The organism is Pseudomonas sp. P1_F7 (genome assembly GCF_056405655.1).
The window spans coordinates 117,709-138,965 of sequence record NZ_JBFUBR010000018.1; the positions used below are offsets into that span (position 1 = coordinate 117,709).

Genomic DNA, 21,257 nt, shown 5'->3' on the forward strand with positions numbered 1-21,257 from the left:
TTATTCCTGATCCAGGTCGGCGCTTTTCTGCGCGATGGCCATGGCCGTGAGGATTTTTCTGTAGCCGGTGAATTCGTTGCGCGCATGTACGCTGAGGATGTTGTCGAGCAGGACCACGTCGCCCTTCTCCCAGGCGAACTCGACCATCACCTCGCGGTAGATGCCTTGCAGGTGGCGAATCACATCGTCGGGAATCGGCGAGCCGTCGCCGAAGAAGGTGTTTTGCGGCAGGTCTTGCGGGCCGAATTCACGCAGCAGGTTGTCGCGGATGCTGTCAGGCAGGGTCAGTGCGTTGAAGAAGGTGCCGTGGTTGAACCAGATGCGCTCGCCGGTCAGTGGGTGGCGCACGATGGCCGGGCCGTTCTGCCGGGTGCGCAGGCGGTTGCCCGGTTTCCACTCGGCCTGGATGCCGATTTTGGCGCAGTAGGCTTCTACCTCGGCGCGATCCTCGCTCTGGAACACGGTCTGCCATGGCAGGCCCATGCCGTCGCCGTAGTTGCGCACGTACATGATGCGTTTGCGGGCAAATTCTTCGCGCACCGCCGGGTCGATCCGCGCGAGGATCCGGCGGGTATCGCCAAAGGGGGTTTCACCGCCGGTGGTCGACGGCGTGTCGCAGTAGAAATACAGGTGACGCGGGAACACCGGCGAATACGAGTGTTCGTTGTGCGGGAAGATTTTCTCCGGCGCCGGGTAATCGGTGGAGCTGTAGATCTTGAACTGGCCGCTGATCTGGGTCCGTGGCGAGGCGCGGAACAGGTACTCCAGGGCACCGCCGGAAATCCCGTCGACGCAGCGGTTGAACTCGCCGATATCGGCCACCTGGAAGCCACGGAACAGGATCACCGCGTGTTCCAGCAGCTTGCTTTCGATCAGCGCGCGATTCTGGGCCGCCCATTCCGCCAGGCTCACGCCGGACACCGCCGGACGGCACACCAGCGGCATGCTGTGGCCTTCGAACATCGGCGCAAAACTCACCAGCCGCGTCGGATCGGTGGACAGGCTTTTGCGGGTACCACGGCCCATCCTGGGCATGGACTTAGTCGTTGAAACGGTCATAAACCCCTCCAGAAAATGTTGACGGCGGCGCTCAAGGGCGCCTCCGACTGAATCAGTCCGCTGCGATTTGTGGTGCCGGCGCGCCACGGTTCGCCGAGCGACGCTTGATCGCCATGGCGCCGCCGAGCAAGGCCTTGCGTTGCTCGTTCAAGCGCGCCTCGGCACGGCGTTGCACGTCGCTGGCCAGGTTCAGCAATTCACCCACCTGCAACTGATCACTGCGCAACAGCGCCTCCAGCACCGCCTGAATCTGCTCGAACAGACTTTCCAGCGTGCTCGGCAGGTACTGACCAGCCGGTGTCTCGAAACTCAGGTGGATGTGCTCGGCATCGTTGTAGAACGCAGCGACCATGCCGATCTCGGCGGCCTGACGCCCGGACGGGAAGTCCTCGACATGCAGCCCCCCCATCGACGGCAAGCGCCCGACGCCTTCCTGGTAGATCAGCTTGATGTCGAACAGCGGCGAACGGCCGGCCCGGCGCGGCAAGCGCAAGGCCTCCACCAGACGCTCGAACGGCAGGTCCTGATGGTCCGAAGCCTCCAGCACCGCCCGACGACAGGCGTCCAGCAACTGCGCCGCCGACTGCTCGGCATCGACCTCCACTTGCAGTACTAATTGGTTAACGAAGAAGCCGACCATTTCTTCAAGCTCGGCTTGATTTCGGTTGGCGATATCGGTGCCGATACGCACCCGACTGACCTCGGTACGCTGGCGCAGGACCAGGGTGAAACCGGCCAGCAGCAGCATGAACAGCGACAGATCGCGCTGTTGGGCAAAGTCGCGCAACTGCTGGCTGAGTTCGCCGCTGAAAGTGAAATGGGCGCTCGCACCCTCTTGCGCCGTGCGCCGGTCGCCATCGGCGGGCAACTCCAGTACCGTCTGTGGCTCGGCAAGGCGCTGCTGCCAGTAGTCGAGCTGGCGCTGCAACTCGCCGCCCTGCTCCAGCCACTGGCGCTGCCATTTGGCGAAGTCGGCGTACTGCACGCTGTGCGCCGGCAGTTGCGGGGTCTGGCCACGGTTGAGGGTTGGATAGAGCGTGACGAATTCATTGATCAGGACGCGGAACGACCAGTCATCGGCGACGATGTGATGCACCGTCAGCAACAGCACATGCTCGTCATCCGCGATCCGTAGCACCCGCACCCGCAGCAACGGACCGTGGCGCAGGTCGAATGGCCGGGCGACTTCTTCGCGGGCCAGCTGTTGCGCTTCGGCGTCCGGCGCCGGCCGCTGTCGCAGGTCGCTGTCGACAAAACTCAACGGCAGTTGCGCATGCACCCGTTGCCAGGTCTGGCCGTCTTCTTCATAGAACGTGGTGCGCAATACGGCGTGACGCTGCGCCAGGGTTTCGAAGGTCTGGCGCAGGGCGTCGAGGTTCAGTTCGCCGCGCAGGCGCAGGGCACCCGGCATGTTGTACATCGAACTGTTTGGCTCCAGGTTCCAGAGGAACCACAGACGCTGCTGGGCAAAGGACAACGGCTGACGCTCGCCAGATGTGTCGGCCACCAACGCCGGTCGTTCACAGCTGTGTTGCAGCGCCTGCACCTGAGCAGCGAAATCCTCGAGGCGCGGATGTTCGAACAGGCTGCGCAGGCTCACCGACAGGCCCAGGCGCTGGCGGATCTGCGAGACGATTTGCGTCGCCAGCAACGAGTGCCCGCCCAGTTCGAAGAAGCTGTTTTCGCGGTCGACGCGACTGACCTGCAACACCTGCTGCCAGATCTGCGCCAGTTCGATTTCCAGTTCGCCTTGGGGTGCAGTACCCGTTGCCACTTCCCAGACTTCAGGCGCCGGCAAGGCTGCGCGGTCTAGCTTGCCGTTGCGGTTGAGCGGCAACGCGGCCAGTAACACCAGTTGCGTCGGCAGCATGTAGTCCGGCAGGCGCTCGCCCAGGGCGCGGCGCACGGTGTCGGTGAGCTGACGCGCATCAGCGTCCAGCAATTCATCCGAGGCCGGCACCACATAGCCGATCAATTGCTTGCCGCCAACGCCTTCGTGCACCAGCACCGCGGCTTCGCTGATCATCGGCAGGCCTTGCAGGTGCGCTTCGAGCTCTCCGAGTTCGACCCGGAAACCACGGATTTTCACTTGATGATCGATCCGCCCCAAATACTCCAGCGCACCGTCCTCGCGATAACGCGCCAGGTCGCCGCTGCGGTACAGCCGCGCACCCCGGGTGCTGGAAAACGGATCGGCGATGAAGCGCTCGGCGCTCAAGCCCGGCCGCTGGTGATAACGCTGGGCAAGGCCGGCGTCGCCGCCAATGCACAATTCGCCGACGCAACCGGTCGGCAGCAGATGCCCTTCGCTGTCCAGCACATACAGTGCGCGACCCGGCAGTGCTTTGCCGATGGGCACGCCAAGGTGATTGCGGGTATCGGCCAGTGTGCATTCGTGTGTGCTGGACACCACCGTGGCTTCGGTCGGTCCGTAGGTGTTGAGCAGGCGCACATCGCCCAAACCGGCGGCGTGCCACAGTTTCAGGCCTTCCAGCGACATGGCTTCGCCGCCGACGTGGACTTGACGCAAACGCCCCTTGTCCCGCTGCGGTTGCGCGGCCCACTCCTGAGCCAGCAGGAACCAGTAGGCCGCCGGCAAATCCGCCAGGGTCACGCCCTGTTCGATGATCTGGCGATAGAGGGTGTCGGTGTCCCACAGTTCATCGCCGCGCATCACCAGCGCCGCGCCCACGCACAATGGCGGGTAGCACTGTTCGACAAAGCCGTCGAAGCTGAACGTGGCGAATTGCAGCACGCGGTCTTGCGGGGTGAGCTGTGAGTAGTCCGCCGCGATCACGCAAAACTCGCGCAGCGCGGCGTGGGCCAGGCACACGCCTTTCGGCCGCCCGGTGGAGCCGGAGGTGTAGATCAGGTACGCGAGGTCTTCGGCGGTGGCGAGGTTGACCAGGTTGTCGGTGGAATACCCGGTGCCTGCGTCTGGCTCCAGCGCCAGGCGTGGCAACCCTTGCGGTAGCGCGACATCAGCCAGCAGGCCCGGTTGCGCCAGCAGCAGGTCCATGCAGCTGTCTTCGATCATCCAGGCCAGGCGCTCGGCCGGGTAATCCGGGTCCAGCGGCACATAACCAGCGCCGGACTTGAGGATCGCCATCAGGCTGACGATCATCTGCGCATTGCGCCGCACCGACAGGCCCACCCGCTGCCCCGGCGCCACACCCTGGGCGCGCAGGCGATGGGCGAGCCGGTTGGCTTGCGCATTGAGCTGGGCGTACGTCAGGCGCTCGTCACCGACCATCACCGCCAACGCATCGGGGGTGCGTGCCGCTTGTTGCTCGAAGCGCTGATGGGCCAGCAACGGACTGTCCAGTTGTGGTACCGGTGGACGTGAGCCGCGTATTACCTGGGCTTGGGCCTGAGCGTCCAGCAGGCTGACGGCACCGAGCGCCTGTTGTGGCTGGGCAACAAATTGCGCCAGCACCTGCAACAGGCTGGCGCCCAACTGGCTGATCTGCGCGGCGCTGAACCGGGTGCGGTCGAAACTGAAATCCAGTCGCAACGTGGCGCCGACTTCGATACCGAGGGTCAGCGGGTAACTGGTGATTTCGTGGTTGTGCAGCGCGCCGAAGGTCAGGCCCGCCGGCGCCCCTTGCTTGAGGGCTTCGGCCACCGGGAAGTTTTCGAACACCAACAGGCTGTCGAACAGCGCCCCCTGCTGCCCGGCCCAGCCCTGAATATCGTACAGCGGCACGTGTTCGAACTCGCGCAGGCTCAGGTTCAGGGCTTGCAGGTCGTTGAGCCACCGGGCCACCGACTGCCCTGCCTGCGGCGCGGCGATGATCGGCAAGGTGTTGATGAACAGCCCCAACTGCTGCTCGATGCCCGGCAACGGCGCGGAGCGTCCGGCAATCGTTGCGCCGAAGGCCACGCAGGACTGGCCGGTATAGCGTTGCAACAACAGGCCCCAGGCGCCTTGCAGCAAGGTATTGAGGGTGATTTTCTGCTGGCGGGCGAAATCGCTCAGGCGCTGTAGCGCGGCGCTCTCAAGGTTCACTTGATGTTCGCCCATGCCCTGCCCTTCGGCGGGCGTCGGCAAGGCTTGCGCCAGCAGCGTCGGCGTTTCCAGCGGCGCCAGCGCCTGTTTCCAGAACTGCTCGCCGGCCAGCAGCGGCTGCTGTTGAATCCAGCCTAGATAGTCGCGGTATTGCCCCAACGGCCTGGCCAACGTCTGGCCGGCATAGTGCTGGATCACTTCGCCGAGCAACTGGGCGTTGCTCCAGCCGTCCATGAGGATGTGATGGCTGGTATGGATCAGGTGCCAGTCTTCACTGCCCCGACGCACCAGCAGCAGGCGGAACAACGGCGCGGCGCTGAGTTCGAAGCCACGGCCGCGCTCCTCGGCGGCCAGTGCATCGAGGTCGATGTCGGCTGCTTCGATCACTTGCAGTTGCAGGTCGATCTGGCGATGAATCACCTGATGCGCGCACTCAAGCCCCAGCCAGTGGAAGCTGCTGCGCAGGATGTCGTGACGATTGATCGCCGCCTGCCAGGCCCGGCCGAACGCCGCCAGTTCCAGGCCCTGGATGTCCAGGCGCAATTGATTGATGTAAGCCTCGGCCTGGGGTTCGTACAGGGTGTGGAACAGCATGCCCTGCTGCATCGGCGTCAGCGGGTAAACGTCCTCGATGGCCGGCGCCGCAACAGGCAAGGCATCGAGTTGTGCCTGGGTGATGCGCGCCAGCGGGAAGTCCGACGGCGTGACCTGGCCTGGCGCTGTCGCGCAGCAATGTTCGATCAGCGTCTTGAGTTCTTCGGCGTAGGCAGCGGCAAGTCGTTGCACGGTGGACTCGGCAAACAGGTCACGGCTGAAGCCCCATTGCAGCGAGAGCTGCGCGCCATAGACCTGGCCTTCCACGGTCAGCCAGTTGGCCAACGGCGCATCGTCGCCCTGGGCCTGACCGCCGCTTTCCGGGGCCGGGACGAACAGCGCGGCGTCGTCGAACTGACGGTCGAACTGCCCCAGGTAGTTAAAGGTGATCCGAGGCGCCGGCAGGTCTTGCAGGGCCTGACGCTGCGCCGGTTCGCCGAGGTAGCGCAGCAAGCCGTAACCCAAACCTTTGTCGGGAATGGCGCGCAGTTGTTCCTTGATCGACTTGATCGAGTTTGCCACCTCGGCCTCGGGTTGCAGGCGCACTGGAAACAGGCTGGTGAACCAGCCGACGGTGCGGCTCAGGTCGAGGTCGTCGGCCAAGTCTTCGCGGCCGTGGCCTTCCAGCTGGATCAGCGTCGAGCCCTGCCCGCTCCAGCGGCAGATGACCCGCGCCAGCGCCGTGAGCAACAGATCATTGACCTGAGTGCGATAGGCCGCCGGGGCCTGTTGCAGCAACAGGCGGGTCAGTTCGGCGTCCAGTGTCGACTCGATCTTGTGCCCGTGGCGCTGCTGCAAGCTGCCTTGCGGGTTGTCGCATGGCAGGTCCTTGGCATCCGCCAGTTGCGCCTGCCAGTACGGTATTTGCCCAGGCACGGCGGCGGCATGCTGTTGCAGGTGCGCGGCCCAGGCTTGGTAGGCGCTGGTTTTCTCGGGCAGCGCCACTTGCCGGTAAGCCTGCTGCAAGTCTTCGAGCAACACCCGCCACGACACCCCGTCCACGGCCAAGTGATGAACCACCAGCAGCAGGCGCTGGCTGCCATCGTCGAGGCTGACCAGCAAGGCTCGCAGCAGCGGCCCGTCTGCCAGATCGAGGCTGCGTTGCGCTTCATCGCACAGGGCGGTCAAGGCTTCGGCCGAAGACGCCTGACGCTGCCACAATCCAGCACTTTCGACTTGCGGCGCATGGCGCTGCTGCCAGCCTTCGGCACCCTCGATAAAGCGCAGGCGCAAGGCGTCGTGGTGGTTGATGACGGTAACCAACGCCCGCTCCAACGCCTCAGGATTCAACGCTTCCCGGGGCGTCAGCAGCAGCGACTGGTTCCAGTGCCGGCGCTGGGCGATGGCCTGTTCGAAGAAGTAATGCTGCGCCGGGGTCAGGATCACCTCGCCACTGACCGGGCCTTGATCGACAGTGCTGCGGCTGTCGAACCCCGCGACCAACGCCAGGCTGCGCACAGTCTGGTACTGGAACAGGTCGCGCGGGCTGAGGCGGATACCCGCCTGGCGGGCACGGCTGACCACCTGGATGGAAATGATCGAGTCGCCGCCAAGCTCGAAGAAATTGTCCTCGAGGCCCACGGGGTCCGTGCCCAATACGTCCTGCCAGATCTGCGCCAGCGCGGTCTGCATTGCATCCTGCGGCGCGACGAATGCCTGTTGCGGCACGGCGTCGGGTGGCGGCAAGGCCTTGCGGTCGAGCTTGCCGTTGGCGGTCACCGGCAAGGCGTCCAGCGGCATCAGGTAGGTGGGCACCATGTATTCCGGCAGGCTGCCGAGCAGCCAGGCCTTGAGGGTTTGCGGCCACTGCGTGTCGGTGTCGGTATTTTCCAGCACCAGATACGCCACCAGATGCTTGCCGCCCTGCACCAGCACCACGGCCTCGCGCACCAACGCATGCTGCATCAGGCGGGTTTCGATTTCCCCCAACTCGATGCGCAGGCCGCGTAATTTGACTTGATGGTCGAGGCGCCCGAGGTATTCGATCACGCCATCGGCACGCTGGCGCACGCGGTCGCCGGTGCGGTACAAGCGCGCGCCGTCATGGAAGGGGCACGGCACGAAACGCTCGGCGCTGAGCGCCGGACGCCGGTGATAACTGCGCGCCAGCCCGGCGCCACCGAGGTACAACTCCCCCGCCACGCCGGCCGGAACCGGCAGCAATTGCGCATCCAGCACATGGGTGCGCAGGTTGGCGATGGGCCGGCCGATGGGCACGCAGTCGGCGCCTTCGTCGATGCAGGTCCAGTGGGTAACGTCGATGGCCGCTTCGGTCGGGCCGTACAGGTTGTACAACCCGGCGCCCGGCAGCTTTTTGAACACCTGCAATTGCGCATCCAGCGGCAAGGCTTCACCGCTGCAGACGATGCGCTTGAGGCGGGTACAAGCCTCGACACCCGGTTCGTGGATGAATGCCTGGAGCATCGATGGCACAAAGTGCAGCGTACTGATGCCATAGTCATCAATCAGGCGGATCAACAGCGCCGGTTCACGATGCGCCCCCGGCGGCGCCACCACCAGCCGTGCACCGGTCATCAGCGGCCAGAAGAACTCCCACACCGACACGTCGAAACTGAACGGGGTTTTCTGCAACACCGAGTCGCTGCCATCCAGCCCGTAAGCCTGCTGCATCCAGCACAAGCGGTTGACCAGCGCCGCGTGACTGTTGCCGGCGCCCTTGGGCTTGCCGGTGGAGCCGGAGGTGTAAATCACGTAGGCCAGGTTCAGCGGATGCACTTCAACCTGTGGGCAAGACTCGCTGTAGCCGTCGAGCCAGTCCTGCTCCTGATCCAGGGCGATGGTCTTGACACCCTCGGTGGGCAGTGCGCCTTTCAAGGTGCTTTGGCTGAGCAGCAAGCCAATCGCGCTGTCTTCGATCATGTAGGCCAGGCGTTCGGCCGGGTACTCCGGGTCGAGCGGTACGTAGGCGCCACCGGCCTTGTGAATCGCCAGCAGGCCAATGACCATTTCCATTGAGCGCTCGACGCAGATCCCCACCAGCACATCCGGGCCGACACCCTGCTCGCGCAAGCAGTGCGCCAGTTGATTGCTGCGGGCATCGAGTTGCCTGTAGCTGAGCTGACATTCGCCAAATACCAGTGCCGGCGCGTCGGGGGTTTGTCGGGCCTGGGCCTGGATCAACTGGTGCATGCACTGCTCGACCGGATACACCTCGGCAGTGTGGTTCCATTCGTGCACCAGCACCTGTTGCTCATCCATCGTCAGCATCGGCAACTCGCCGATTTTTTGCGTCGAGTCGTCGACTATCGCCTGCAAGAGGCGCGTCCAGTGCCCGGCCATGCGCGCAATGGTATCGGCCTCGATCAGGTCGCTGGCGTAGGTCAGCGCGGCGTGCAGCTTGCCGCCCTTCTCCCAGGTGTCGAGGGTCAGGTCGAACTGGGTGGTGCGGCTTTGCCAGTCGATGCTGCCCAGCTCCAGGCCGGACGCGGTGCTGACCGAGGCCATGTCGGCCACGTGCGGCTGGTGGTTGTACATCACCTGGAACAGCGGCGTGTGGCTGAGGCTGCGCTCCAGTTTCAGCGCCTCGACCAGGCGCTCGAACGGCAGGTCCTGATGGGCCTGGGCGCCGAGGGCGGTGTCCTTGATGGCGCGCAGCAGGTCGTCGACCCGGATCTGGCCATCCAGTTTCGTGCGCAGCACCTGGGTGTTGACGAAGAAGCCGATCAGGCCTTCGATTTCCGCTCGATTGCGGTTGGCGATGGGCACGCCGACGCAGATGTCGGTTTGCCCGGTGTAGCGATGCAGCAAAGCGTTGAAGGCGCCAAGCAACAGCATGAACAGGGTGATGTTGTGTTTCTGCGCGGTGCTGCGCAGCTGCTCGGCCAGTTGCGCTTGGACCGTGAATTCGCAGCGGGTGCCGCGATAGCTCGGCATCGCCGGGCGCGAATGGTCCAGCGGCAATTCCAGCACCGGGTGTTCGTCGCCCAACTGCGCCTGCCAGTACGCCAGTTGCCGCGCCTGCTCGCCCGCCTCCAGCCAGCGACGCTGCCACAGGGCGTAGTCGCTGTACTGGATCGGCAACGCTGCCAGCTGCGGTTGTGCACCCGCATCGAAGGCGTCGTAACAGCGGATGAATTCGTCGATCAACACGTTCATCGACCAGCCGTCGGAGACGATGTGGTGCAGGGTCAGCAGCAGCACGTGCTCGTGTTCGGCGAGCTTGAGCAAGGTGACTCGCAGCAGCGGACCCGTCGACAGATCGAACGGCAGCACCGATTGCTGCTCGGCGGTTTCAGCCACCGCACGTTCGCGCTCATTGGCAGGCAATGCGCTGAAATCCACGTGTTCGATCCGCAGCGGCGCAGCGGCCGGCACTTGCTGCAGGCTGTCATCGGCCTGACGGGCGAACACCGTACGCAGGGTTTCATGCCGCGCCACCAGACTGGCGAACGCCTGTTCCAGCGCCGACAGGTTCAGGCGACCGCTCAGCCGCACCGCGCCCGGCAGGTTGTAGGCGCCGCTGTGCGGGTCCAGTTGCCAGAGAAACCACATGCGTTGCTGGGCGTACGACAGTGCCTGGCGATCCTCGGCCTCGATGCCGGCGGGAATCGGAAACCGGGCGAAATCCACGCCCTCCTTGTGCAAGGCCGCAAGGAACATCTGACGCTTTTCCAGGGGCAACCCGATAAACCGGCGAGCAAGTTTCAAGGAGTCTTCAGCATTCATCTATCGGCATCCGCATCAGTAGGCAGCAGGCGCAAGGGCGCGTCGTGCCTATAAAACGAATGCAGGCGGGAAAAATTAGCGGATCAGGCGGAAGGTGAAACGCGCAATACAGAACAATGAAAAACCTGTGGGAGCGAGCTTGCTCGCTCCCACAGGGATCGGGTGAAATTTGAGAGTGGCGTTAACCCACGGCAGCCATGGAAAGCCGCCGATGATGCACCTCAAGCTGATCCTTGATCACCCGCAGCACCTTGGCTTCCTGCTCATGGATGAAAAAGTGCCCGCCCGCCAGCATATCCACCGAAAAGCTGCCACGGGTTTCCTGGCTCCAGCCAATCAACTGTTCGGTGGTGGCGCGATCGCTCTTGCCACCGAGCACGTGCACCGGACACTTGAGCAACGGGCGCTGCACCGGCTCGAAACGCCCGCACAGCAGGAAGTCCGCGCGCAGCACCGGCAGGGTCAGGCTCATCAACTCTTCATTGGCCAGGATCTCTTCGCTGGTGCCGTTGAGGGTGCGCAGTTGTTCGATCAGTTCGGCGTCGCTTTTAGGCTGGGCAAAGCCTCGGTCGTAGTCGGCGCGCATACTCGGCGCGGCGGTGCCCGAGGCGAACAGCGCCACCGGTTCCGGGCAACTCAGGATGCGAAACGCGTGGGCCATCTCGCAGGCCAGCAACGCGCCCATGCTGTGCCCGAACAACGCGTACGGCGCCTTCAGCGTGGCTTTTTGTTCCTGGGCCAATTGCAGCGCCAGGCGGCGCATGTCGGTGTGCAAGGGCTCGCCGTACCGCGCGCCACGCCCCGGCAGTTCCACCGGTTGCAGCGTGAGCCAATCCGGCAGTTTTCGCCGCCAGCGGCTATAGACCATGGCACTCGCGCCCGAATAGGGCAGGCACAGCAATGTCAGCGGGGTCACCGGGCTTTCCTCAACAGTTGTCTGCCAAGAGAACGGATGGGGTGTAGCCGGAATTAGTCGCAGATCCAATTGTGGTAAATCTTCATTTCAGATGGCGATAGCTCGGGATCGCGGAACCAAGCACCACCGCCCCCGCCGCAATCGCCAGCCAGAACCCGCTACGCGCACCGAAGGCATCCACCAGCCAGCCGGAACCGGCGGCGCCGATCGCCACGCCGATGCTCAGGCCGGTGACCAGCCAGGTCAGGCCTTCGGTGAGTTTGGCCGGTGGCACGATCTGCTCCACCAGGGCCATGGCGACAATCAGTGTCGGGGCAAAAAACAGGCCGGCGACAAACACCGCCAGGGACAAGCCGAAAATGTTCACCGCCAGCAGCAACGGCAAGGTGGTCACCGCCGTCGCTACCCCGCCGTACAGGAACAGGCGCGCCAGCGGCACTTTCGAGCGCAGTGCGCCGAACGCCAACCCGGCCAGGCACGAGCCGATGGCGTACACCGACAGCACGATGCTCGCCGCCGCCGGTTGGCCCTGGTGCTGGGCGAAGGCGACGCTGACCACGTCGACTACGCCGACGATGGTGCCCATGCCCACCATCAACAGCATCAGCAACTGAATGTCGCGAGAGCGGATGATCGAGCCCTGATGATGTTCTTCATGGGGATGCACCGGTGGCTCCGTGCTGCGCTGCAACACGAACGCGGTGACGCCGATGGCCAGCGCCAGCAAGGCCGCCAGCGGCCCGGCCTCGGGGAATGCCACCACGCACAACCCCACCGACAGTGGCGGCCCGACGATGAAGCAGACTTCGTCCAGCACCGACTCCAGGGCGTAGGCGGTCTGCAACTCGGGGCGGCCGCGATACACCTCGGTCCAGCGCGCCCGCACCATCGCCGACATGCTCGGCATGCAACCGGCCAGCGCGGCGAAGAAAAACAGCGTCCAGTGCGGCGCCTGCAACCGCGTGCACAGCAACAGCAGCAACAGTGCCCCACCGCCCAGCAACGCCGCCACCGGCAGAATCCGCCCCTGGCCATAGCGATCCACCAACCGCGAGACCTGCGGCGCACAGAACGCCGTGGCCAGGGCGAACGTCGCCGCCACCGCGCCGGCCATTGCGTAACCACCCTGCACCTGCGAAAGCATGGTGATCAGGCCGATGCCGGTCATGGAAATCGGCATGCGCGCGATCATCCCGGCCAGCACGAAGGCGCCACTGCCGGGGGCGTTGAACAACTCGCGATAGGGGTTTGCCATGGGACGGGTCTCATCAGGGGACTGCACGTTGCCATAACGGCTGATTGCCGGGAAAGCAGCAATTTGTTGGTTGAATGTGAAGGCCCCATCGCGAGCAAGCTCGCTCCCACAATGGCCGGCGTACACCGCTCAAATGTGCAGGCTTGCTCGCGAAGGGGCCCTCACAGACACCTCTCCTCGCCCGCCAAGTGAACTCTCGGCCACCCAAACCAGTCAGCTACTTAGGCCCCTGGTTCCCGGAGTTTCGCGACAATATTTCAATCAGCTGGCGGAAGCGGAAGCCTGAGGTGAACTGGACACCGGATCTGCTGCAACACTGACCGAAAACCGCTCCCGATAAGCCTGTGGCGTCACGCCCATGGCCCGCAGGAAGCTGCGGCGCAGGGTTTCTTCGCTGCCGAAGCCGCATTGCACCGCCACCCGTTTGATCGGCACGCCGGTATCGCTGAGCAAACGCCGCGCGGTTTCGACGCGGATCAGTTCGATGGCCCGGGCCGGGGTCTGGCCGGTGTCGGCGCGGTAGTGACGCACGAAGCTGCGTTCGCTCATGCTGGCCTGCAAGGCCAGGGTCGGGATGCCAAGGTCGTGGGTGAGGTTTTCGCTGATCCAGGCATGAAGTTCGTCGAAACGGTTGCCTTCCTGTTGCAGTGACAGGGTCACGCTGAATTGCGACTGACCGCCCGGACGCTTGAGAAACACCACCAGTTGCCGGGCGACTTCCAGGGCCATGTTGCGCCCCAGATCTTGTTCGACCATGGCCAGCGCCAGGTCAATGCCGGCAGTCACTCCGGCCGAGGTCCAGACCGGGCCGTCGTTGATGAAGATCGGGTTGGGCTCAACGTGCAGTTGCGGATGCTGCTGCGCCAGTTGCTCACAACGGGTCCAGTGGGTGACCACGCGCCGGCCATCGAGCCAGCCGCTGGCGGCCAGTAGAAACGCACCGGTACACACCGAGGAAACCCGCCGGCAGCCACGGGCATGTTCGCGCACCCAGGCGACCAACGGCGCATCTTCCGCCGCTGCGTAGACACCCCAGCCACCGGCGATGATCAGGGTATCAGTGCCCTTATCCGGTAACGGCTCGGCCAACAACGCCAAGCCCGCCGACGACATCACCGCTCCGCCGCCGCTGGCAATCACTGTCGGCGCATAGGGTGGCGGCAGGCCTTGCTGGCGGGCAATGTCATTGGCCGAAGCGAATACCTGCAACGGCCCGGTGACGTCGAGCAATTGCACGTTGGCGAAAGCGAGCACATGGATGGTTTTCGACATTTGGCGTAATTCGTGGGGATATTGGCGTATACGCCAAAGCCTACGAGCCTAGAGTCAAACCGTCCACCCACTTCACGAGAAAAAACACCATGACGTTGCAGATCGGTTTTCTGTTGTTTCCACAGGTTCAGCAACTGGACCTGACCGGCCCTTATGACGTGCTGGCCTCGCTGCCGGATGTGAAAGTGCATCTGATCTGGAAAGACCTGATGCCGGTCACCGCCAGCACCGGCCTGCTGTTGAAACCGACCACCACCTTCGACGATTGCCCGGCACTGGACGTGATCTGCGTGCCCGGTGGCAGTGGCGTCGGCCCCTTGATGGAAGATGACCAGACCCTGGACTTTCTCAAGGCTCAGGCCGCCAACGCTCGCTACATCACGTCGGTGTGCACCGGCGCGCTGGTGCTGGGCGCGGCGGGATTGCTCAAGGGCAAACGCGCCACCACCCACTGGGCGTATCACGAACTGCTCAAGCCGCTGGGCGCAATCGCGGTGAAAGATCGGGTGGTTCGCGACGGCAATCTGCTGACCGGTGGCGGAATTACAGCCGGTATCGACTTCGCCCTGACCCTGGCCGCCGAGCTGTTCGACCAGGCCACCGCCGAGCTGGTGCAGTTGCAACTGGAATATGCCCCGGCCCCGCCGTTTACCGCGGGCAGCCCCGAGACGGCCCCGGCCAGTGTGCTGGAAGAAGCTCGCCAGCGGGCTGCCGGTTCGTTGAAGCTGCGGGCGCAAATCACCGAGCGTGCAGCGGCGAAACTCGACCGACAGTGAAAAAACGGCGGCGGGAACCCGGTTCCTGCCGCCACGACTTTTCATGCGCCCACAAAAAAACCCGCCGAAGCGGGTTTTTCCAAGACCATGACGACTCCTTGTCGTAGCGTTCCTTGCATATGGTCGATCATCCATGATCCTGAGCACATCCTGTGCTTCAGTGGGTAAGGCCAGATTACGCATCGGATCCAATCTGCAACAGGCGACATCGCTACCATCGCGTGTAAGACATTCGCTATAAACCACCTTCCGAAAACCCTTAGACGCCTCAGGTTTCGAGCCGACTTCAGCCACTCTGTTGCTCGTGGGCTTTGGCACTGTCGATCAAAAACTGCTCGATATTGTTCATTTGCTCTTCCCAGCCACGACTGTCCATGCGGAAAGCCCTTTCGCGACGGGCCTGGGGAACGTGATCGAAACCGGATTCGGAGACCTTGAGCAACGTGCCGTTGTCCATGTCTTCGAGCTCGAACTTCACCAATGTGGTGGGTTCCTGGGAGTAATCGACTTCCGGATTCACGGCATAAGGGTGCCAGCGAAACGAAAACAGCCTTTCCGGCTCGACCCGCTCTACCAGTACGTTCCAGCGCAAATGCTCATAACCGGGATAGGTAACCTGCCCCTGGGTCCACTCGCCTGCCACAAAACGCTTGCCTTCCAGCGCCACGCCAAACCACTGTCCGAACAATTCGGCATTGGCCAGCACGCGCCAGACCTGAGAACGCTTGGCCTTGAGCAGGATTTTCCTTTCGATGCGATCAGATGCTGGGTTCATAAGTCACCTCCTGTACTTGAACAGTAGGTCAGTAAGACCATAAGACCAACTCTAAAGTTGTACCAATCGGGATGTGCAATCAACCATGCCTGAGATATTCGGTTGCATTTACGACAATAAGTTCTGGAGCGGGAAAATAGTCAGAGAATCGAAACTGCTAATGTTCTCCCTCGAAATAGCATCGAAAAGGATAGCGACATGAAAAAACTGCGCGGCAGTTGCCTGTGCAAGGCTATCGAATACCAACTCGACAGCCTCGACATGCCCATCAGCCATTGCCATTGCCAAACCTGTCGCAAGGCTCACGCGGCGGCTTTTGCATCCACCGCCGGGGTCATGCGCGAGCATTTTCGCTGGACCAAGGGCCAGGATCGCCTGAGCCGCCATGAATCGTCGCCGGGCAAGTTTCGGTATTTCTGTTCGGCCTGCGGTTCACACCTGATAGCCGAACGGCCCACCCAGCCGCACGTGATCGTTCGGGTAGCGACACTGGATACCGATCCGCAGATGACGCCCCAGGCACATATCTGGACGGCCCATGACGTGCCATGGCTGGAATACGATTCGGTGGAAAAACACGCGCAATGGCAAGCGTAGCGGGCTGAATGCCCCTCGGCGCTACACTGCATCTCTCATTCGGTCACAGCGAGCACTCGAGCATGAACCCACGCTTACTAATGGCGCTGACGCCCCTGATGTTTACCTCCATGTCGTTCGCCGTGGACTGCGACAATGCCAGCGACCAGGCGGCGATGAACCAGTGCGCGGCGCAGCAGCATGCGGCGGCGGATAAGGAGTTGAATGCGCTTTACCAGCAAATCACTTCGCGCCTCAAGAGCAACCCGGACAGCAAGAAGTTGCTGGTGGGTGCGCAGCGGGCGTGGGTTGCGTTCCGCGATGCCGAGTGCAGGTTCTCGGCGTCCGGGGTGGAAGGCGGAAGTGTGTATCCGCTGATCTACAGCAATTGCGTGACTGAATTGACCAAGGCGCGGGTGGAGACGTTCAAGACTTACCTGAAGTGCCAGGAGGGGGATTTGGGGTGTCCGGTGCCGGGGGTTTGAATCTCTAGCGCCTGTAAGGGCCTCATCGCGAGCAAGCTCGCTCCCACAGTGGATTTTCGGTGATCACAAATTTTGTGAACGATCGAAAACCCTGTGGGAGCGAGCTTGCTCGCGATTGGCGTCAGTTCAGGCGCCGCAATTTACCGGACAAAAATCTGCGCCGTGGTAATCGCCATGTCTCCACCCGGCAACTTGATGCTACCCGTTTGCTTGAGGCTGTCGGCATCAAAGATCGCCACATCGTTGAAGGTCCCCGCCAGGTAGATCTTGCTGCCCTCCTTGTTGAAGGAAATGCAGTAGTAGGAATGATCGAGCGTGGCGGACTGGAGCATTTTCTTCTGCTTGATGTCGTACTTGGCCAGGCGGTTGAGCACGCCGAACATCAGGTTCGGGTCCTTGGGCGAGCGCATGCCGCTGAAGTAGATTTCGGTCAGAGGGCCGAAGTCGGTGGTTTCGGTCTTGCCGGTCTTCAGGTCGACGCTGAACAGGCCGTACAGGTATTCGGCGGTGGCCGGGTCCTGTTTCTTGTCCTTGAATTTCGCCGCGGTGTAGAGCAGCGAGAAGTCATGCCGATACGTTTGCTGGTTCCACACGTAGAGCACGTCCGGCGCGCTGTAGTTCGGGCGTTTCCAGTGACGGCTGGGGATCAGCACGTCGAACTTGCCGGTTTGTACATTGACCTTGTAGACGTCCGCCCCGGCTACATACAAGGTGCCGTCGTCACCGCTCTGCATGATTGTCAGCTGCCGCGGTGCCGGGAAACTGCGCACCGGCTTGGCGTCCATGCCAGCGTTGGTGGCAAATACGTCTAGCCGAGGCTGCTGCACTTCATAGCGGTCGTTGAGCATCAAGGTCGGATTGGCGACAGTGAACAGTTCCTTGCCATCGTGGCTGAGGGTGAAAGCAAACATCGAGCGCGCTTTCTCCCCCGGCTTCTGGGTGATGCTGGCGTGGAACACCTGTTTGCAACTGTCCAGTTCAACGCCGTAGACATCCGCATAGTGATTGTTCAGCACGTAGGCGGTCTTGCGATCCGGCGACAACTGCACCGTACCGGGGCCGAAGGCGTCGGGCATCTTGCAGGTTTTGAACAGGGTGTCGGTGGCCAGGTCGATCACGTGCAGGTTGTTGGGGTAATTGGTGGTCAACATGTATTCGTGACCGGCTTGCAACGCGGTGTTTTCATCGGCCAGAACACTGACCGAACAGCTGCTCAGGACGGCGAACGCGGCCAGGCCGCAGGCTTTGATGTTACGCATGCTGGAATCCTTCTTCTGTGATCACTTGTCTTTGGGGAAGACAGTGCCGAGGTTGCGCCAGTTGTCGTTGGACGCCTGGGCATCCTTGTTCCAGTCCGGGTAGGTGCTCATCATGTCGGGCACCTGGGCCGGCCACCAGCACGGGTCGGAGCAACCGTAGAGGTCGGCCTCCATCGGCTGGCACAGCGACGACACACCGCCAAACGCATCGATTTCCCAGCCCGGGTCGGTGGTCGAGGCACAGCCCGCCACGGAACTCATGGCCACCACTTCTTCAATGCGGTTTTCATCCGCGGCCTGATCCAGCTTCAACGCTTTGTTATTGATTGCCTTGAGATGTTTCATATCAGTGAGCCTTGCGCGGAGTGATGTAACTGCTGATGAACGCAGGGTTATTGGCCATGATCCGGGTGTAGACCTCGATGCCGAAGTCGACCCAGTCACGCATCAGTTCGCAGTAGTGATAGGTCGGGTGCGTCGGGTCACCGTAGCGGGCGTAGCTCTCGTGGTAGCAGCCGCCGGAACACAGGTTGCGGATCTGGCAGTCCTCGCAGCCGGTGTTGGTGCGGTCCAGGCGCTGGGACAGGAAGTCGTTCAACTCCACCTGTTTCACGCCGCTATGGACGTTGCCGAAGGTCGGCAGGCTCGAACCGGTAAAGCGGTGGCACAGGTTCAGCTCGCCTTTGTGATCCACCGCCAGCATCTTCAGGCCCGCGCCGCATGGCAGGGCTTTCTTGTGGCCTTCGTGGATGTCGGTGATGAGTTGGTGCAGGTTGGAGAAACCGATGTTGCGGTGCTCCAGCGCTGCTTCCAGATAGCGACGACCAAGGGCCTTCATGTTGGCGAACACCTGCACCAGTTCATCGCTGGTGAGGTTGAAGCTGCTGATGTCGCCGGAGGTCACCGGGGCAAAGCCGACTTCGGCAAAACCCAGTTCGTTGAACAGGTGATCCCAGATGGTTTCGACGTCGGTCACGCCGGTGGTCAGGGTCACCCGGGCGCCGACCGGACGGCTGTTGTAGCGCGACAGCAGCATCTCGGCCTTGCGCCGCACCACGTCGTACGTACCCTGCCCGCCCACGGTGATGCGGTTGCGGTCGTGCACGGTCTTCGGCCCGTCGATGCTGACCGACAGCCCGAAACGGTGGGCGTTGAGGTAGTCCACGGTTTCTTCGGTGAGCAGCGTGGCGTTGGTGGTCATGACGAATTCGACGAACTTGCCCGCCTCGCGAAAACGCTTCTCACAGTAGTCGACCATGTACTCGATCAGCTTGCGGTTGCTCAGCGGTTCGCCACCAAAGAACACCACGGTGAAACGCTCTTCGTCCGGGGATTCGCGCAGCAGCATTTCCACCGAGGCGATCGCCGTTTCGACGTCCATCTTCTTGCCCGCCGACGGCTTGTCGAGGTCTTCCTTGTAGCAATACGTGCAGCTCAGGTTGCAGCCGGTGTTGACGTTGAGCACCACGGTATTGATTGCCGTGCGCTCGACACGCTTGGTGGCGATGTCCGGGGTCAGCGGCGAACCGTCGCTGACCAGTTCCAGGGCCATCAGCTCGCGCAGGGTCTCGGTGATTTCTTCGCCGTTGAAACGCGCGGCCAGGCGCTGGATCAAGTCGTCCGAGGAGCAACCTGGCCCGCGCAAGGTATCGATGATGGTGCCCGTCAGTTCATCGCTGGCGAACAGCGAACTGCTGGGGATGTGAAACAGCATGCGGTCGGCATCGACCTGCACTTCGTGCAGGTTGCGTTCGACCAGATTCAAGATAGCGCCCATGGCAAACCTCCTGTGCAGGCCCTGCTTTGAGGGCCTGCGGTCATTCCGAAAAAGTGTCTGAAGCCTTTGCTTTCAGCGCAGCTCACGTTTCAACATCACGGAATGGGTGGATTGTTCCAGCGTTGCACGGTCACGATCATGTGGCCTTCGCCGGTCAGGGATTTCCCTGCGTCGTCGACGGCGGCGATCACCTTGAGGTTGCCGGCATTGTTGGTGGACATCTTGCGTGCCGGGTTCGGCCCGGCATCGCCCGGGGTGAACACGCCGGTGTCGGCCTGCATGGTGCCGGCGAACTTGACGTCTTCGTCTTCCTTGGCGCGGTCGTCGAAGGCCTCGACCTTCCACTGCGCCGGGAACACACCGATGCGGTACGGCTTGCCGTCAGCGCCCTTGCCCCAGGCTTCCGCGTCGAAACGGCCCTGGACTTTCGGCGTCGAACCACCGCCCTCGCCAATCCGCGCAACCGAGAATTCCGGCACCACTTTGACTGCATCAATTTTGCTGTACACCGACAGACTCGGGCCTTTCAGCGTGCCGACGGTGACCGCGCGCGCACCCGGTTGGGCATTGGCCGCCGCCTTGAGCTTGACCTTGATCCGCTCAGGGCTCTGCTCGACCACTTCGACCACTTCCACACCTTTGCCGAAGTCCGGCTTGCCGCTCAGGCCGCTACCGATCAGGGTCACTTCGGTTTCGCTGCCGGCCTTCAGATAGCCCGGCTGTACCGCCAGCAAACGGTTGGAACCCTGTTTGGCGGCGACGAAGTCCAGACCACGCTCGTCGTGCTCGGCCTCGAACATCCGGCCCTGCATCGCATTGCCCTGGGCGGCGAACACTTGGCGCATGGTCACGCCATCGATCGTCACGTTGCCGCGCCATTCGTAGCCGGTGTAGAGAATCGCACTGCCGTCACCATTGAACGGGCTGCCATCGGCGTACTGGCCTTTGACGCTGACCTTGAAGGTGTCGCTGCCATCGGCGGTTACGCTCATGACACCGGCCAGCTCACCCTTGCCCGGCAAGTGGCCGCTGAAGCTCCAGTCGCCCACCAGGGCATCGGCTTTCGGCGCCGCGCTCTGCCATTTTTTCCAGGCCGGGTTGTCCAGCGGATAACGCTTGGCCAGCAGCGGCACCATGTCTTTGCGGGCGATGTCGAACCAGTCACGGTCACGGGCCAGCGCCTGATACTCCAGGGACGGCCACTGACCGAGGTGGAAGTTCACCAGGCGTTCCCATTCCTGCGCCGGACGCCGTTGCAGGGCCACCCGTGCACCGGAGTGGCAGCGACCGCACATCTGGCTGGTCTGGTCGTCGAAATGCTCGACGGTGTTGAGTCGACGCTCCAGCGCATAACGCACGCCATCGGTTTCGCTCGGCGCCAGACCCTGGGTGTCGGCCAGGTACTTGACCAGCGTCCGGCGGTCGTCATCGCTGATCTGCAAACCGTGCATGGTCTGCATCCGGGCAATGCTCATCAGCCAGCCTTCCGGCGTTTTGCGCTGGTGGCTGATGCGGCTGAGGGCGTTATCGGCTTCGGGGGTGTGACAGCCCTGACAGGTTTCCTTGAGGATGGTCTGGGCGTCGCGGGCTGCCAGGCTATGAGGCGAATGCAGCGCTACACAAGCGGCTACGGCCAGCAGGCTGGCGCTCATGCCTGATCGGAGTTTTCTCTTCATCAACGTCGAACCTCGCACGGTGCGTTCTTATTGTTGTGGCTTATCGTTTTTATGGTTTCTGCCGCCGGCGTTGATCCGCTGACGGAGGCAAGAGAAACGTCTGCGGTGAGCAATACACGGAGCGTGCCAGCTTATGAATAGT

At 62.7% G+C, this 21,257-nt stretch carries 13 protein-coding genes; 3 read left to right on the forward strand and 10 right to left on the reverse strand.

What is annotated here, in order from left to right; all coding sequences use genetic code 11:
- The 5 genes from AC1D1M_RS25430 to AC1D1M_RS25450 all read right to left on the reverse strand — a co-directional run bounded on the left by AC1D1M_RS25430 (nt 1) and on the right by AC1D1M_RS25450 (nt 13,791).
- Nucleotides 1-1,059 carry a TauD/TfdA family dioxygenase gene (locus AC1D1M_RS25430; protein ID WP_477777750.1) on the reverse strand — a complete coding sequence of 353 codons (1,059 nt, stop codon included), beginning with the start codon at nt 1,057-1,059 and terminating at the stop codon, nt 1-3.
- A gap of 52 nt (nt 1,060-1,111) precedes the next feature.
- Nucleotides 1,112-10,348, reverse strand: coding sequence for an amino acid adenylation domain-containing protein (locus tag AC1D1M_RS25435; RefSeq protein ID WP_477777751.1), 9,237 nt, complete (start codon nt 10,346-10,348; stop codon nt 1,112-1,114).
- Nucleotides 10,349-10,529: 181 nt separating this feature from the next.
- On the reverse strand, nt 10,530-11,264 hold the full coding sequence (locus tag AC1D1M_RS25440; RefSeq protein WP_477777752.1) for a thioesterase II family protein: 735 nt from the start codon (nt 11,262-11,264) through the stop codon (nt 10,530-10,532).
- Nucleotides 11,265-11,346: 82 nt separating this feature from the next.
- Nucleotides 11,347-12,519 (reverse strand): MFS transporter, encoded by a 1,173-nt coding sequence (locus tag AC1D1M_RS25445; RefSeq protein WP_477777753.1) that lies wholly within the window; start codon nt 12,517-12,519, stop codon nt 11,347-11,349.
- A gap of 261 nt (nt 12,520-12,780) precedes the next feature.
- Entirely contained in the window at nt 12,781-13,791 is a 1,011-nt protein-coding gene (locus tag AC1D1M_RS25450; RefSeq protein WP_477777754.1) for a GlxA family transcriptional regulator, read from the reverse strand.
- Between the two features lie 89 nt (nt 13,792-13,880).
- On the opposite strand from AC1D1M_RS25450, the gene inhA reads away from it, so the two are divergent.
- Nucleotides 13,881-14,567, forward strand: coding sequence for an isonitrile hydratase (inhA, locus tag AC1D1M_RS25455; RefSeq protein ID WP_477777755.1), 687 nt, complete (start codon nt 13,881-13,883; stop codon nt 14,565-14,567).
- Between the two features lie 286 nt (nt 14,568-14,853).
- Here the strand turns inward: inhA and AC1D1M_RS25460 are convergent, their stop codons facing one another.
- A complete protein-coding gene (locus AC1D1M_RS25460; protein ID WP_477777756.1) occupies nt 14,854-15,342 on the reverse strand; it encodes an SRPBCC family protein in 489 nt (162 codons plus the stop codon).
- Between the two features lie 198 nt (nt 15,343-15,540).
- Here AC1D1M_RS25460 and AC1D1M_RS25465 point away from each other — a divergent pair, with 198 nt between their 5' ends.
- A complete protein-coding gene (locus AC1D1M_RS25465) occupies nt 15,541-15,939 on the forward strand; it encodes a GFA family protein (protein ID WP_477777757.1) in 399 nt (132 codons plus the stop codon).
- A 62-nt stretch (nt 15,940-16,001) separates the two neighbouring features.
- Nucleotides 16,002-16,403, forward strand: a complete 402-nt coding sequence (locus AC1D1M_RS25470; RefSeq protein WP_477777758.1) for a lysozyme inhibitor LprI family protein — start codon at nt 16,002-16,004, stop codon at nt 16,401-16,403.
- Between the two features lie 140 nt (nt 16,404-16,543).
- Here AC1D1M_RS25470 and peaD read toward each other — a convergent pair whose 3' ends face one another.
- The 4 genes from peaD to peaA all read right to left on the reverse strand — a co-directional run bounded on the left by peaD (nt 16,544) and on the right by peaA (nt 21,115).
- A complete protein-coding gene (peaD, locus tag AC1D1M_RS25475) occupies nt 16,544-17,662 on the reverse strand; it encodes a quinohemoprotein amine dehydrogenase subunit beta (protein WP_477777759.1) in 1,119 nt (372 codons plus the stop codon).
- Between the two features lie 21 nt (nt 17,663-17,683).
- Nucleotides 17,684-18,007 carry a quinohemoprotein amine dehydrogenase subunit gamma gene (gene qhpC / locus AC1D1M_RS25480; protein ID WP_008016081.1) on the reverse strand — a complete coding sequence of 108 codons (324 nt, stop codon included), beginning with the start codon at nt 18,005-18,007 and terminating at the stop codon, nt 17,684-17,686.
- A gap of 1 nt (nt 18,008) precedes the next feature.
- Nucleotides 18,009-19,439, reverse strand: a complete 1,431-nt coding sequence (peaB, locus tag AC1D1M_RS25485; RefSeq protein ID WP_008056152.1) for a quinohemoprotein amine dehydrogenase maturation protein — start codon at nt 19,437-19,439, stop codon at nt 18,009-18,011.
- A 95-nt stretch (nt 19,440-19,534) separates the two neighbouring features.
- On the reverse strand, nt 19,535-21,115 hold the full coding sequence (gene peaA / locus AC1D1M_RS25490; protein ID WP_477777760.1) for a quinohemoprotein amine dehydrogenase subunit alpha: 1,581 nt from the start codon (nt 21,113-21,115) through the stop codon (nt 19,535-19,537).
- Nucleotides 21,116-21,257 lie beyond the last annotated feature (142 nt).